Genomic DNA, 14,423 nt, shown 5'->3' on the forward strand with positions numbered 1-14,423 from the left:
GAGGCGTAACAGGCTGACAAGGAGAGATGCGTTGAGGCGATGGCCCGGGATATTACTGCTCACCGTGGCAACCGTGGTGGTGATTGTTGCGCTGCTGGTGAGCGGCCTGCGTCTGGCATTGCCGCAGCTAAATAACTGGCGTCCCCAACTGCTGGAGAAAATTACCGCGGTATCCGGGGTGGCGGTCGATGCCTCGCAGATCAACGCCAACTGGGAAAACTTCGGCCCGACGCTGGACGTTCGCGATATTAAAGCCACCTTGAAAGACGGTGGCGAAATGACGATCAAACGGGTTACCCTTGCGCTCGACGTCTGGCAAAGCCTGCTACATATGCGCTGGCAGTTCCGCGACCTGACCTTCTGGCAGCTGCAAATCCACACCAATACCCCCATCCAGACCAACGACGACGGCGCCAGCCTGAAGACCGACCGCATCAGCGATCTGTTCCTGCGTCAGTTTGACCACTTTATTCTCCGCGATAGCCATTTGAGCTTCCTGACGATTTCCGGTCAGCGCGCGGAGCTGGCGATCCCGCAGCTTACCTGGCTTAACGGTAAAAACCGCCACCGCGCCGAGGGGCAACTGAGCCTTTCGAGCCTCACCGGCCAGCACGGCGTCATGCAGGTGCGGATGGATTTACGTGACGAGAACGGCCTGCTCAATAAGGGGCGCCTCTGGTTACAGGCCGACGACATCGACGTTAAACCCTGGCTCGGGCGCTGGATGCAGGACAACATCGCCCTGCAGAGCGCGCGCTTTAGTCTCGAAGGCTGGATGACCATCGATAAAGGCGATGTCGCCAGCGGCGATGTGTGGCTGAAAAAAGGCGGCGCCAGCTGGCAGGGTGACAAGCATCTGCATCAGCTGTCGGTGGATAACCTGACGGCGCATATCACACGCGAAAATCAAAGTTGGGCATTTCATATCCCCGACACGCGGATCTCGATAGACGGTAAAGCCTGGCCGCGCGGCGCGCTGGCGATGGCGTGGATCCCGGCGCAGGAAGTGGGTGGTAATAACAATCAGCGTAGCGATGAGCTGCGCATCCGCGCCAGCAATCTCGAGCTTGGCGGCCTGACCGGTCTGCAGCCGATGGCCGATAAGCTGGCGCCGAGCTTTGGCGAAGTGTGGCGAACTACCCAGCCGAGCGGCAAGATCAACCTGTTGGCATTGGATATCCCGCTGCAGGCAACGGAAAAGACCCGTTTCCAGGCCGACTGGAGCGATCTGGCGTGGAAGCAGTGGAAGCTGCTGCCGGGGGCCGAGCACTTTTCCGGCAGCCTGAGCGGCAGCGTTGAAAACGGCGAACTGCGCGCGCATATGACCCAGGCGAAAATGCCCTATGAAACGGTCTTTCGCGCGCCGCTGGAGATAGCCCAGGGCGATGCGACTCTGAGCTGGGAGAAGAACAGCAAGGGCTTTATGCTGGATGGCCGCGATATCGACGTACAGGCTACCGGCGTTCGCGCGCGCGGCGGCTTCCGCTATCTGCAGCCGGAAGGCGATGAGCCGTGGTTAGGCATCCTGGCGGGTATCAGTACCAACGATGGCGGCCAGGCGTGGCGTTATTTCCCGGAAAACCTGATGGGCAAAGCGCTGGTGGATTACCTGAGCGGCGCAATTAAGGGCGGCCAGGCCAGTAATGCCACCCTGGTTTACGGCGGCAACCCGCATTTGTTCCCTTATGAGCATAACGAAGGCCAATTCCAGGTCTCGGTACCGCTGAAGAACGCGACCTTCGCCTTCCAGCCGGACTGGCCGGCGCTGACCGGCCTGGATATCAATCTTAACTTCGTCAATAACGGCCTGTGGATGAAGGCGGATAAAGCGATGCTGGGCAACGTCACCGCCAGCAACCTTGACGCGGTGATCCCCGACTATTCCCATGAAAAACTGTTTATTGATGCCGATGTTAACGGACCGGGCAAAGAGGTCGGCCCTTATTTCAAACAGACCCCGCTGAAGGATTCGCTCGGCTCGGCGCTGGATGAACTGCAGCTGGATGGTAATGTGAGCGCTCGCTTACATCTTGCTATCCCGCTCGATGGCGAGATGACCACCGCCAAAGGCGATGTGCGGCTGAAAAATAACGATCTGTTTATCAAGCCGATTGACGCGACGCTGAAGAACCTCAATGGTCAGTTCAGCTTTGAGAACGGAGATTTAAAAAGCGGGCCGCTAAGCGCGACCTGGTTTAATCAACCGCTGAACCTCAATTTCACCACTAGTGAAGGGGCGAAAGCCTTCCTCGTTGACGTCGGCATGAACGCTAACTGGCAGCCGACGCGTACCGGCCTGCTGCCGAAAGCGGTCAATGATGAACTCAGCGGCAGCGTCCCCTGGGATGGCAAAGTGGCCATTGAGTTACCGTATCACGGTAGCGCGAGCTACAAAGTCGATATCAACGGCGATCTGAAAAATGTGAGTAGTCACTTACCTGCGCCGGTGAATAAATCTGCGGGCGAGCCGTTGCCGGTGAAAATCAACGTGACCGGTGGCTTAAACAGCTTCGATCTGACCGGCAACATCGGCAGCAAGAACCACGTCAATAGCCGCTGGTTACTGAATAATAAGCTGACGCTCGACCGGGCGATTCTGACCTCCGACAGCAAAGCGATTCCTTCGCTGCCTGAAGCATCAGGCGTCGAGCTGAACATGCCGGCGATGGATGGCGCGCAATGGCTGGCGTTGTTCCAGCGGGGGGCCGTCAACGAAGTGAGCAGTAATATGGCTTTCCCGGAGCGCGTGACGCTTCGTACACCGTCGCTGGCGTTCGCCGGGCAGAACTGGAATAACGTCAGTCTGGTCTCCCAGCCTGACGGTAGCGGCTCGAAGGTGGAGGCGCAGGGGCGCGAAATCAACGCTACGTTGACGATGCATAAGAACGCGCCCTGGCTGGCGGCTATTCGCTATCTCTATTACAACCCTTCCAGCGATAACAACGGCACGGCGAAAAAAGAGAGCGGCCCGCTGGCTGATACCCGTCTGGATTTCCGCGGCTGGCCTGATTTACAGCTGCGCTGTAAAGAGTGCTGGCTGTGGGGGCAAAAATATGGGCGAATCGACGGTGACTTCGATATCAAGGGCGATACGCTCACCCTCAGTAATGGCCTGGTGGATACCGGCTTTGGCCGACTCACTACCGATGGCGTCTGGGTGAATGCGCCCGGCGGCGTGCGTACCTCGCTGAAAGGCAAGCTGCACGGTAATAAAACGGATGACTTCGTGAACTTCTTTGGCGTTTCGACGCCGGTAAAAGGCTCGTCGTTTGATGTCGATTACGATCTGCACTGGCGCGCGCCGCCATGGCAGCCTGATGTCGCTTCGCTGAACGGGATCCTCAAAAGCCGCCTCGGCAAAGGCGAGTTTACTGACCTGAGCACCGGTCATGCCGGTCAGTTGTTAAGGCTATTGAGCGTTGACGCGCTGCTGCGTAAGCTACGCTTCGATTTCAGCGACACCTTCCAGGAAGGCTTCTGGTTTGATTCGATTCGCAGTACGGCATGGATTAAAGACGGCGTATTGAATACGGATGATACGCTGGTGGATGGCCTTGAAGCCGACATCGCGATGAAAGGTTCGGTCGATCTGGTGCGCCGTCGTTTAGATTTACAAGCGGTGGTGGCGCCGGAAATATCGGCGACCGTCGGCGTAGCGGCGGCATTCGCCGTCAACCCGATCGTCGGCGCGGCGGTTTTTGCCGCCAGCAAGGTGCTTGGGCCGCTGTGGAACAAAGTGTCGATTCTGCGCTATCGCATTACGGGTCCAATCGATCAGCCGGAAATCAACGAAGTGCTGCGCCAGGCGCGCAGCAACAAAAAGCAATGATTTGACGAGTACGGGGAATTATCGCACTCTCAATAGAGGGCATTTTCTCCCCGTCATCTTTTTCGCCGCATGGTATTCCCCTGTGTCAGGCGGCAACAAACGAGTAGCGTAACGATGAGTTTGAACCTGGTAAGTGAACAATTACTGTCGGCAAATGGCCTGAATCATCAGGACCTGTTTGCCATTCTTGGCCAACTGGCTGAGCGCCGTCTCGATTACGGCGATCTTTATTTTCAGTCGAGCTATCACGAATCCTGGGTTCTGGAAGACAGCATCATTAAAGATGGGTCGTACAATATTGACCAGGGCGTAGGCGTCCGGGCGGTAAGCGGCGAGAAAACTGGTTTTGCCTATGCTGACCAAATCAGCAAACTGGCGCTTGAGCAGAGCGCGCAGGCGGCGCGTACTATCGTCCGCGACCATGGCGACGGCAAAGTGCAGACGCTCGGCGCGGTGGAGTACAGCTCTCTCTATACCAGCGTCGATCCGCTGCAGAGCATGAGCCGCGAAGAGAAACTGGATATTCTGCGCCGCGTCGATAAGGTGGCGCGTGCTGCCGATAAGCGCGTGCAGGAAGTTTCCGCCAGTCTGAGCGGCGTCTACGAGCTTATCCTGGTAGCGGCAACGGACGGGACGCTGGCCGCTGATGTCCGTCCGCTGGTTCGTCTCTCCGTGAGCGTGCTGGTGGAGGAAGACGGCAAACGCGAGCGCGGCGCCAGCGGCGGCGGCGGACGGTTTGGCTATGATTATTTCCTCGCGCCGCTGGATGGCGACGTACGGGCGGATGTCTGGGCGCGTGAAGCGGTACGTATGGCATTAGTCAATCTGTCCGCGGTTGCGGCGCCAGCCGGTATGCTGCCGGTGGTGCTTGGCGCGGGCTGGCCTGGCGTGCTGCTGCATGAAGCCGTCGGCCACGGCCTGGAAGGTGACTTTAACCGTCGCGGCACCTCGGTCTTCAGCGGTCACATGGGCGAATTAGTCGCCTCTGAACTGTGCACCGTCGTGGATGACGGCACCATGGCCGATCGCCGTGGTTCGGTCGCGATTGATGACGAAGGTACGCCGGGTCAATACAACGTGCTTATCGAAAACGGCGTCCTGAAAGGTTATATGCAGGATAAGCTCAACGCGCGTCTGATGGGCGTCGCGCCGACCGGTAATGGTCGCCGCGAATCTTATGCGCATCTGCCGATGCCGCGGATGACCAACACCTATATGCTGGCCGGTAAGTCGACGCCACAGGAGATTATCGAATCGGTCGATTACGGTATCTATGCGCCGAACTTTGGCGGCGGTCAGGTGGACATTACCTCCGGTAAATTTGTCTTCTCGACCTCGGAAGCCTATCTGATTGAAAAAGGTAAAGTGACCAAGGCAGTCAAAGGCGCGACGCTAATCGGTTCCGGTATCGAAGCGATGCAGCAGATTTCCATGGTCGGTAACGACCTGAAGCTGGATAGCGGCGTTGGCGTGTGCGGTAAAGAAGGGCAGAGCGTCCCGGTCGGCGTCGGCCAGCCGACGCTGAAAGTCGACAACCTTACCGTTGGCGGCACCGCCTGATAACCTCTGGTCCCGGCGGCGCGGTGCCGCTGCCGGGATGTCAGTTAACGGGTCATCCCGCGCCCGTGCATTCCCTGATAGATCTTCGCCACCTCGACAAAATAATCCGTCAGATAGTTAATACATACCTGCACCTTCAGCGGCAGCTTATCTTTTTCGGTATATAGCGCATAGACCGGTCGCGGATCCGATTGATAGCTCGGCAGCAGGATCTCCAGTTCACCGCGGTTGATCTCGTCGATCGCCCACATCAGCGGAACGTAGGCCACGCCAACGCCGGCAGTCAGCCAGCGGATCAGCGTCATCGGGTCGTTGGTGACGAAGCGTCCTTGTGGGATCAGTCGCGTTGAGATCCCCTCCGGAGCGATAATTTCGAACTCATTATCTGGCCGTACGCTGTATTCCAGCCACGAGTGGCTGGCAAGATCCGCTGGTTTTTCCGGACATCCCGCGTGCTGAAGATAGCTTTTCGCCGCGCAGAGCACCATTGGCATTGAGCCTAACCGCCGCGAGAAGAGGCTGGAATCCTGCAATGCGCCGACGCGTATCACCACGTCGAGGCCGTCGGCAATCAGGTCCGGCGCGGGGATGCCGGTCACCAGATTAATCGATAAACCCGGATATTCTTTGAGCATTTCGGCGGTTATGCGCGCCAGCACATTCTGTGCCATAGTTGAAGAGCTACCGATGCGCAGCGTGCCGATAGGGGTATTGTTGAAGGCATACAGCTGTTCATGGACGTCCTGCGCTTCAAAGAGCATTCTTCGGCAGCCCTGGTAATAAATTTTACCCGCTTCTGTTAAGCCCAGGCTGCGGGTGCTGCGGTTGAGCAGCTTTACCTGAAGCTCGTCTTCCAGTTTAGCAACGGTCTGGCTGATAGATGAAACGCTCATCTGGAGCTGGCGTGCGGCGGCGGTGAAAGAGCCCAGCTCAACCACTTTGGCGAACACCGACATGCGTTTTAGTCGTTCCATTATTCACTCTGGCTTAAAAGTGATTTAGATCACATATTATAGATAAGGCTGCAATTGTTACGTTAATATATAGTTAGCTACATAATAAACGCATCACGCTACCACCTGTACGCTTCTTATCAAGGTCATCATGAGTCTGTTTCCTGTCATAGTGATTTTCGGCCTATCGTTTCCGCCGATCTTCTTTGAGCTGCTATTGTCGCTAGCCATCTTCTGGCTGGTGCACCGTTTGCTGGTTCCGACCGGTATTTATGATTTTGTCTGGCACCCTGCACTGTTTAATACTGCGCTGTATTGCTGTCTGTTTTATCTGATATCGCGCTTGTTCGTTTGAGGTCGATGTGAAAACACTAACAAGAAATATCCTGCGTACTGCCATCACTGTGATACTGGTTATTCTGGCGTTTATCGCTATTTTTCGCGCATGGGTGTACTACACCGCGTCGCCGTGGACGCGCGATGCGCGCTTTAGCGCCGATATCGTTGCCATCGCGCCGGACGTGTCGGGGCTCATTTCGCAAGTGAATGTCAAGGATAACCAACTGGTTAAGAAAGACCAGGTATTGTTCGTTATTGACCAACCTCGTTACCAAAAAGCGCTGGCGGAGGCGGAAGCCGACGTCTCTTATTACCAGACGCTGGCTCAGGAAAAACGCGTTGAAGCCGGGCGCCGTAACAGGCTCGGCGTGCAGGCCATGTCGCGCGAAGAGATTGACCAGGCCAACAACGTACTGCAAACCGTTGAGCATCAGCTGGCGAAAGCGGTGGCCAGCCGCGACTTAGCCAAGCTGGATCTTGAACGTACGGTTATCCGTGCGCCTGCCGATGGCTGGGTGACCAACCTGAACGTCTACTCCGGCGAATTCATCACCCGCGGTTCGACCGCGGTCGCTTTGGTGAAACAAAATACCTTCTACGTGATGGCCTATCTGGAAGAGACCAAGCTGGAAGGCGTGCGTCCAGGCTACCGCGCCGAAATCACCCCGCTCGGCAGTAGTAAGGTGATAAAAGGTACCGTCGACAGCGTTGCCGCGGGCGTAACCAACGCCAGCAGCAGCAGCGATGCGAAAGGCATGGCTTCCGTTGACTCCAACCTTGAGTGGGTACGTCTGGCGCAGCGCGTGCCGGTACGTATCCGTCTTGACCAGCAGCAGGGCAACCTCTGGCCGTCGGGCACCACTGCGACCGTTGTCATCACCGGCAAAGAAGATCGCGACGCCAGCCAGGCCAACTTCTTCCAGAAAGTCGCCATGCGCTTGCGTGAGTTTGGTTAATCGCCATGGGGACCTATACCATTGCTCCCCGGCATCTCCGCTTTGCCATTAAGCTTGCATGCGCGGTGGTGCTGGCGCTGTTCGTCGGCTTTCATTTTCAGCTTGAGACGCCGCGCTGGGCCGTATTGACCGCGGCTATCGTGACCGCCGGTCCGGCATTTGCCGCTGGCGGTGAGCCCTATTCCGGGGCGATTCGCTACCGCGGGATGCTGCGTATTGCCGGGACGTTTATCGGCTGTATTGCCGCGCTGGCGATCATCATCCTCATGATCCGCGCGCCGCTATTGATGATGCTGGTCTGCTGTCTCTGGGCCGGTTTCTGCACCTGGATCTCCTCGCTGGTGAAGGTCGAAAACTCCTACGCCTGGGGGCTGGCGGGTTATACGGCGCTGATTATCATCATCACCATTCATACCGACCCGATGCTGGCGCCGCAGTTTGCCGTCGAGCGCTGCAGCGAAATTGTCATCGGGATCGTCAGCGCCATCGTCGCTGACCTGCTATTTTCTCCGCGTTCTATCAAAAAAGAGATCGACCTCGAACTGGATAACCTGCTGCTGGATCAGTATCGCCTGATGCAGCTTTGTGTCGCCCATGGCGATAGCGAGGTGGTGGATAAAGCCTGGGGAGCGCTGGTGCGTCGTACTGCCGCGCTGGAGGGGATGCGCGGCAACCTGATCATGGAATCTTCGCGCTGGGCGAAGGTAAACCAGCGGCTAAAGGCGATCAACACGCTATCGCTGACGCTGATTACTCAGGCCTGCGAAACCTATCTGATCCAGAACTCTCGCCCGGAGATGGTGACTGACGACTACCGCGAGCTGTTTGCCGAGCCCGTAGAAACCGTACAGGATGTGCATCAACAGCTTAAGCGTATGCGCCGCTTCCTGACCTGGAAAGGTGAACACAATACGCCAGTTACGATTTATAGCTGGGTCGGCGCGGCGACGCGTTACCTGCTGCTGAAGCGCGGCGTGGTCGGCAATACCAAAATCAGCCGTATCGAAGATGAAGTCTTACGCGGCGAAACGGTGGTGAAGGTTGAGTCCGCCGAGCGTCACCACGCGATGGTCAATTTCTGGCGAACCTCTATTTCGTGTATTCTCGGCACCTTGTTCTGGTTGTGGACCGGCTGGACATCCGGTAGCGGGGCGATGGTTATGATTGCCGTGGTGACCGCGCTGGCGATGCGTCTGCCTAACCCGCGGATGGTGGCCTTAGACTTCCTCTATGGCACCCTTGCCGCTCTACCGCTCGGCGCGCTGTTCTTCCTTGTCGTCATGCCTGCGACGCAGCAGAGCATGCTGCTGCTGTGTATCAGCCTTGCCGCGATGGCGTTCTTTATCGGCATTGAGGTACAAAAGCGGCGGTTGGGATCGCTTGGGGCCCTGGCGAGCACCATCAATATTCTGGTGCTGGATAACCCGATGCAGTTCCAGTTTAGCCAGTTCCTCGATAGCGCCCTGGGGCAGATTGTCGGCTGTTTCCTCGCGCTGATGGTGATTCTGTTAGTGCGTGATAACTCGCAGGCCCGCACCGGACGGGTGCTATTGAACCAGTTCGTCTCGGCGGCGGTCTCTTCGCTGACCACGAATAGCGCCCGGCGTAAAGAGAACCATTTGCCGGCGCTGTATCAACAGCTATTTTTACTGCTGAACAAGTTTCCCGGCGATATCGCCCGCTTCCGGCTGGCGCTGACGCTGATTATCGCGCACCAGCGTCTACGCGATGCCCCGGTGCCGGTAAACGAGGATTTGTCGGCCTTCCACCGCCAGCTGCGGCGAACCGCCGATCACGTTATCTCCGCCGGCAGCGATGATAAGCGCCGCCGTTACTTTACCCGTCTGCTGGAAGAGCTTGATGTTTATCAGGAAAAACTCCTTCACTGGCAGGCGTCGCCCCAGGTCACTGAGCCGGTGCGACGGCTGGTCGATATGCTGAAGAAATATCAGCACGTGCTCACCAACAGCTAAGCTGCGAACCGACGCCCCGGCGTCGGTTTTTTTATCGCTATACTTATTTGGTGTAGAGGGACAGAGCTTAAGGGGCGCCGGGCAATGACTATTTATACCTTTGATTTTGATGAAATAGCTGAGCAACAGGATTTCTATCGCGAGTTTTCCCGCGCCTTCGCGCTACCGGATAAGCAGGTGGATAACCTCGACGCGCTGTGGAGCGCGGTGACGGGAGGGCGCTTACCGTTCCCGCTGGAGATTGAATTTGTTCATCTGGATGAAAAACAGCGTCGTCGCTTTGGCGCGTTAATTTTGCTGTTCGATGAAGCGGAAGAGGAGCTGGAAGGACTACTACGTTTCAATGCCCGTTGGGCATAAAAAAGCCCCCGGCAGGGCGGGGGCAAGTCGTCGGATAAGACGACGAGGGTTTATTTGTACAACTCAGCAGTCGCGTGCCAGCTGTCGCCGGTACGAGCTTCAATAATGCGGTAGCTGCTGGCGCCTTCTTTCTCGGCTTTAGCCGCCAGTTCCTGGCGCATATCCATTGGCGCGCTACCTACTTGAGATACAGAGATAGTGCCCATTGGTTGCAGATTTTGTGCTTGATCGGCGTTCACTTGCTGTACGGCTGCGCTTGCGCCGAAAGAGAGAACAGATGCCAGACCCAGGGATGCGATGATAATTGCGCTTTTCATAATCTTTACTCCAACCATTTGTGCAGCGGCGGGAGATTTCGTATGAACCCAGGCCGCTGAAGAGATACTGTTTCAGTTAATGACCGACAATCGTTAAAGCTTATTTATAAAGTTCAGCAGTGGCGTGCCAGTGGTCGCCGGTGCGAGCTTCGATAATGCGATAAGAAGAAGCACCTTCTTCTTGTGCTTTTTTGTTCAGCATTTCGTGCATATCCATCGGGGAAGAACCTACCGCGCCGATAGATACGGTGCCCAGTGACTGGCGGCTTTCCGCTTGAGTGCTGTTGATTGAATCAGCGGCGAAAGCGCCAAAGGACAGTACGGATAGCATGCTGAGTGCGGCTACAGTGGTTTTGATTTTCATGATGTTCACCTCGTCGAATTTTATTATTAGGGGGCTTTGTTTCGTGACCCTCATCACAAAATCAAGTATACACTAATCACCAAAAATATTAATACCATGCTAATTGTTTTCAGTGTAAATAATTTCCAAGAAATGTCGTTTTTATAACGTATAAGAATTAGAAATGTCATTCATGGGGTGAATGTCATGATTATTTATATTTAAATCAAATAGATATTGCGCTTTGATCTTTTGTGCGCTTTAGCCGTTATCATTCGGTAAAGGAATGTATAGAGGTGGAAAACCACACTAAATGTTAAAAAAATGCTGCTTTATTTGAAGGTTTGAGGGGGAGCGTTTTGCGGGGAAGAGCCCTCTGGCGGGAACCAGAGGGGGAGCGCTTAGAGTTCCTGTTCGAACAGGACCAGAATCGCGTCGTAGAGATCTTTAACGGAAAAACCGCGGGCAGGGGTGGTAAAGATAGTGTCATCCCCCGCGATACTACCCAGAATACCTTCGGCTTTACCTAAGGAATCCAGCAGGCGTGCGATCAGCTGCGCCGCGCCGGGGCTGGTGTGAATCACTACCACCGCATCGTTATAATCGATGTCCAGCACCAGGTTTTTCAGCGGGCTGGAGGTCGTCGGCACGCCGAGTTCGGCAGGCAAACAGTAGACCATTTCCATTTTGGCGTTACGCGTGCGAACGGCGCCAAACTTTGTCAGCATGCGGGAAACTTTCGATTGGTTGATGTTCTCGAAACCTTCTTCCTGCAGCGCCTGAACGATTTCGCCTTGCGAGCTGAATTTTTCTTCTTTAAGCAGCGATTTAAACGCTTTAACCAGTTCTTCTTGTTTTGCCGAACTACGCATAAGTCACCCAGATTATGGTGGTAAAAACAACATCATTATGCATACAAGTGCATTTTTATGCAAATAATCCGCAAGGGAATAGCGTAAATAATGTTATGAAAGGCGCATATTTTAGCAAATAACCCTGATGAGGAACATGCCTGCATCACAGCGGGTAAATTGCTGTAAAAGTGAAATAAATGTTATGAAATTGATATTGTTTTGCCGAGCGAGCTGGGTGTATTGTAACCAATAGTCGATCCGGTACTACGGCTTTGCTGGATGGCCAGTCTCAGGAAGAAAAATGCGAATTTGCTGCATCATTGCGCGTACCCCGCATTCTTCAGCCATAATTATTGTAATTGTTCATCTTGTGAATTAAGGTCCAGGCGACGGAATAACGAAAGACTATACCCGTCATACTTCGAGCTGCATGTGCGTTGGCTGCAATCGTTCACCCCAGTCACTTACTTCAGTAAGCTCCTGGGGATTCACGCTCTTGCCGCCTTCCTGCAACTCGAATTATTCAGGGTGTAAATTAACCATAATAAGGAGTTTAGGATGAAAGTTGCAGTCCTCGGCGCCGCTGGTGGCATCGGCCAGGCGCTTGCCCTACTACTTAAGACCCAACTGCCTTCAGGTTCAGAGCTCTCGTTGTACGACATCGCTCCGGTTACGCCGGGCGTGGCGGTAGATCTAAGTCATATTCCCACAGATGTAAAAATCAAAGGTTTCTCCGGTGAAGATGCAACCCCGGCGCTGGAAGGCGCTGATGTGGTGCTGATTTCCGCCGGCGTCGCGCGCAAGCCCGGCATGGATCGTTCCGACTTATTTAATGTTAACGCCGGTATCGTTAAAAATCTGGTGCAGCAGATCGCAAAAACCTGTCCGCAGGCCTGCATCGGTATTATCACCAACCCGGTAAATACCACCGTCGCTATCGCCGCCGAAGTGCTGAAAAAAGCCGGCGTGTACGATAAAAACAAACTGTTTGGCGTCACCACGCTCGACATTATTCGCTCTAATACTTTTGTCGCCGAGCTGAAAGGCAAGTCGGCAACCGAGGTTGAAGTTCCGGTCATTGGCGGCCACTCTGGCGTCACTATCCTGCCTTTACTGTCGCAGATTTCTGGCGTCAGCTTTAGCGAGCAGGAAGTCGCGGATCTCACCAAACGTATTCAAAACGCCGGGACGGAAGTCGTGGAAGCGAAAGCGGGCGGCGGGTCGGCGACGCTGTCGATGGGCCAGGCGGCTGCGCGTTTCGGGCTCTCACTGGTGCGTGCCATGCAGGGTGAAAAAGGCGTGGTTGAATGTGCCTACGTCGAAGGTGACGGCCAGTATGCCCGTTTCTTCTCGCAGCCGCTGCTGCTGGGCAAAAATGGCGTGGAAGAGCGTCAGTCTATTGGTAAACTCAGCGCTTTTGAACAGCAGGCGCTGGAAGGCATGCTGGATACGCTGAAGAAAGATATCGCCCTCGGCGAGGATTTCGTCAACAAGTAACATCTCCTTAGCAGAAAAGCCGGAACCGTCGTTCCGGCTTTTTTATCGCCTCATCTCCCTGCCGAATGCGCCGCCTGGCGGCTAAATCTGCTAAAATCCCCGCGTCTTAAGCCCCACGCAATGAGGACGTTGTGAAAAAGATCGAAAGAAAGCAGACCAGGGACCACATTACGCAAATCATTCGCTATCAAATTCTTTCCGGAGCGATAAAACCGGGAGATGAGCTGGCGCAGGAGAGTATTGCTGAGCAGCTAGGGCTTTCACGTATGCCGGTTAGAGAAGCGTTGCAGTCTCTTGAACAAGAGGGGTTTCTGGTGCGCTTGCCTAACCGTCATATGCAGGTATCAAAGCTGGTGCCCGATGATGTTAGCCATATTTTTCGCGTGATCGCGGTGATGGCTGCCGAATTGTTCACTCTCGTGCCGGCAAACCAGGGGGAATTGCTGCTCGGGCGCGCGCAAGCGCTGGCGCAGCCTGGCGACAAAACTCGCGAACTGGAATTTCATCAGTTGCTGATTTCCTATCTTGATAACCGCTATCTGGCGAAGGCGTATCAGCAATTTTTGGATGGATATATTTCTTATGTCATCCTGTATCTGAAAGACGATAGCCAGGAATCGGCACTGATACTACATGAACTGGCTGGAGCCATTAGCCGCGGCGATGTGGGCAATATTGCTCAGGCAACACAGCGTTATTTCCTCATGCTTGCGGAAATTATGCGTCAACATATGAAGGATTGGGAAAGTGCAGAAGCCTAAATTAGGGAAAATTAAGCTTCTTTCGGCGAAAGAGCAGGTCGCTGCGGTATTACGCAAAGCGATTCTTTCGCGGGATTTAGTGGAAGGGCAGGAGATAACTCTCGAAGGCATTGCCCGGATGGTCGGCGTTTCCAGCATGCCGGTGCGCGAAGCGTTTCAGATTTTAGCCGCCGATGGCCTGATTAAAGTCCGCCCTAATAAAGGCGCGGTGGTGTTGGGGATCAACGAACAGACGATTCGCGAGCATTATGAAATTCGCGCGCTGCTGGAAAGTGAGGCAGTGGCGAAAGCCTCCCGTCCCGGCACGGATATTTCGTCCATTGCCCGGGTACACGATGCGGCGGAAAAAGCGCTGGCCGATAATAACTTCACTGAATATTCCGACCTGAACCAGGCCTTCCATATGGAGATCTGGAACGCCGCGGGCAACGAAAAAATGAAGATGCTGCTCTGTAATATGTGGAACGGACTGTCGATGGGGCACAAGGTCACCGAAGCAGAATACGCCGCTATCTCCATTCGCGAACATAAGGCGATTTTACAGGCACTTGAACAGCATAATGAAGAACTGGCGCGTCAGCGCATGCGCGAGCATATTATTCGCTCAATGGAAAATATGCTCACGCGATACCTTCCCGAAACCTCTGTATAGCGCTAAAGCCTGTTGGTTTTAGTCGTATT

General features: G+C 54.9%; 13 protein-coding genes. 9 read left to right on the forward strand and 4 right to left on the reverse strand.

Annotated features, from left to right (window positions below; genetic code table 11):
- Nucleotides 1–31 precede the first annotated feature (31 nt).
- Together yhdP and tldD are read left to right on the forward strand one after the other, a co-directional pair.
- Nucleotides 32–3,829, forward strand: a complete 3,798-nt coding sequence (gene yhdP / locus KGA69_RS08720; protein ID WP_045397231.1) for an AsmA2 domain-containing protein YhdP — start codon at nt 32–34, stop codon at nt 3,827–3,829.
- Nucleotides 3,830–3,943: 114 nt separating this feature from the next.
- Nucleotides 3,944–5,389, forward strand: a complete 1,446-nt coding sequence (gene tldD, locus KGA69_RS08725) for a metalloprotease TldD (RefSeq protein ID WP_015369467.1) — start codon at nt 3,944–3,946, stop codon at nt 5,387–5,389.
- Between the two features lie 44 nt (nt 5,390–5,433).
- Here the strand turns inward: tldD and aaeR are convergent, their stop codons facing one another.
- A complete protein-coding gene (aaeR, locus tag KGA69_RS08730; RefSeq protein WP_015703623.1) occupies nt 5,434–6,363 on the reverse strand; it encodes an HTH-type transcriptional activator AaeR in 930 nt (309 codons plus the stop codon).
- A 130-nt stretch (nt 6,364–6,493) separates the two neighbouring features.
- On the opposite strand from aaeR, the gene aaeX reads away from it, so the two are divergent.
- From aaeX to KGA69_RS08750, 4 genes are all read left to right on the forward strand, one after another.
- Nucleotides 6,494–6,697, forward strand: a complete 204-nt coding sequence (gene aaeX / locus KGA69_RS08735; protein WP_002918640.1) for a p-hydroxybenzoic acid efflux pump operon protein AaeX — start codon at nt 6,494–6,496, stop codon at nt 6,695–6,697.
- A gap of 7 nt (nt 6,698–6,704) precedes the next feature.
- A complete protein-coding gene (aaeA, locus tag KGA69_RS08740) occupies nt 6,705–7,637 on the forward strand; it encodes a p-hydroxybenzoic acid efflux pump subunit AaeA (protein WP_045397228.1) in 933 nt (310 codons plus the stop codon).
- 5 nt (nt 7,638–7,642) lie between these two features.
- Complete coding sequence (gene aaeB / locus KGA69_RS08745) at nt 7,643–9,610, forward strand: p-hydroxybenzoic acid efflux pump subunit AaeB (RefSeq protein WP_047047143.1); 1,968 nt, start codon at nt 7,643–7,645, stop codon at nt 9,608–9,610.
- An 84-nt stretch (nt 9,611–9,694) separates the two neighbouring features.
- Nucleotides 9,695–9,970 (forward strand): barstar family protein, encoded by a 276-nt coding sequence (locus tag KGA69_RS08750; protein ID WP_045380213.1) that lies wholly within the window; start codon nt 9,695–9,697, stop codon nt 9,968–9,970.
- Between the two features lie 50 nt (nt 9,971–10,020).
- Here KGA69_RS08750 and yhcN-B read toward each other — a convergent pair whose 3' ends face one another.
- The 3 genes from yhcN-B to argR all read right to left on the reverse strand — a co-directional run bounded on the left by yhcN-B (nt 10,021) and on the right by argR (nt 11,502).
- Nucleotides 10,021–10,287, reverse strand: a complete 267-nt coding sequence (yhcN-B, locus tag KGA69_RS08755; protein ID WP_015369472.1) for a DUF1471 family stress response protein YhcN-B — start codon at nt 10,285–10,287, stop codon at nt 10,021–10,023.
- A gap of 100 nt (nt 10,288–10,387) precedes the next feature.
- Nucleotides 10,388–10,651: a peroxide/acid stress response protein YhcN gene (gene yhcN / locus KGA69_RS08760; protein ID WP_015369473.1), complete on the reverse strand. Its 264-nt coding sequence runs from the start codon at nt 10,649–10,651 to the stop codon at nt 10,388–10,390.
- Nucleotides 10,652–11,031: 380 nt separating this feature from the next.
- Nucleotides 11,032–11,502 (reverse strand): transcriptional regulator ArgR, encoded by a 471-nt coding sequence (argR, locus tag KGA69_RS08765; protein ID WP_015369474.1) that lies wholly within the window; start codon nt 11,500–11,502, stop codon nt 11,032–11,034.
- 540 nt (nt 11,503–12,042) lie between these two features.
- Between argR and mdh the strand changes: the two genes are divergently transcribed.
- From mdh to KGA69_RS08780, 3 genes are all read left to right on the forward strand, one after another.
- On the forward strand, nt 12,043–12,981 hold the full coding sequence (mdh, locus tag KGA69_RS08770; RefSeq protein WP_045397222.1) for a malate dehydrogenase: 939 nt from the start codon (nt 12,043–12,045) through the stop codon (nt 12,979–12,981).
- 131 nt (nt 12,982–13,112) lie between these two features.
- Nucleotides 13,113–13,742: a GntR family transcriptional regulator gene (locus tag KGA69_RS08775; protein ID WP_047047146.1), complete on the forward strand. Its 630-nt coding sequence runs from the start codon at nt 13,113–13,115 to the stop codon at nt 13,740–13,742.
- Nucleotides 13,729–14,394 (forward strand): GntR family transcriptional regulator, encoded by a 666-nt coding sequence (locus KGA69_RS08780; protein WP_213293004.1) that lies wholly within the window; start codon nt 13,729–13,731, stop codon nt 14,392–14,394. Before KGA69_RS08775 ends, KGA69_RS08780 begins: the two co-directional genes overlap by 14 nt.
- Nucleotides 14,395–14,423: the final 29 nt, after the last annotated feature.

The sequence above is a fragment of the Klebsiella sp. A52 genome (assembly GCF_018388785.1).
Taxonomy (GTDB): domain Bacteria; phylum Pseudomonadota; class Gammaproteobacteria; order Enterobacterales; family Enterobacteriaceae; genus Klebsiella; species Klebsiella aerogenes.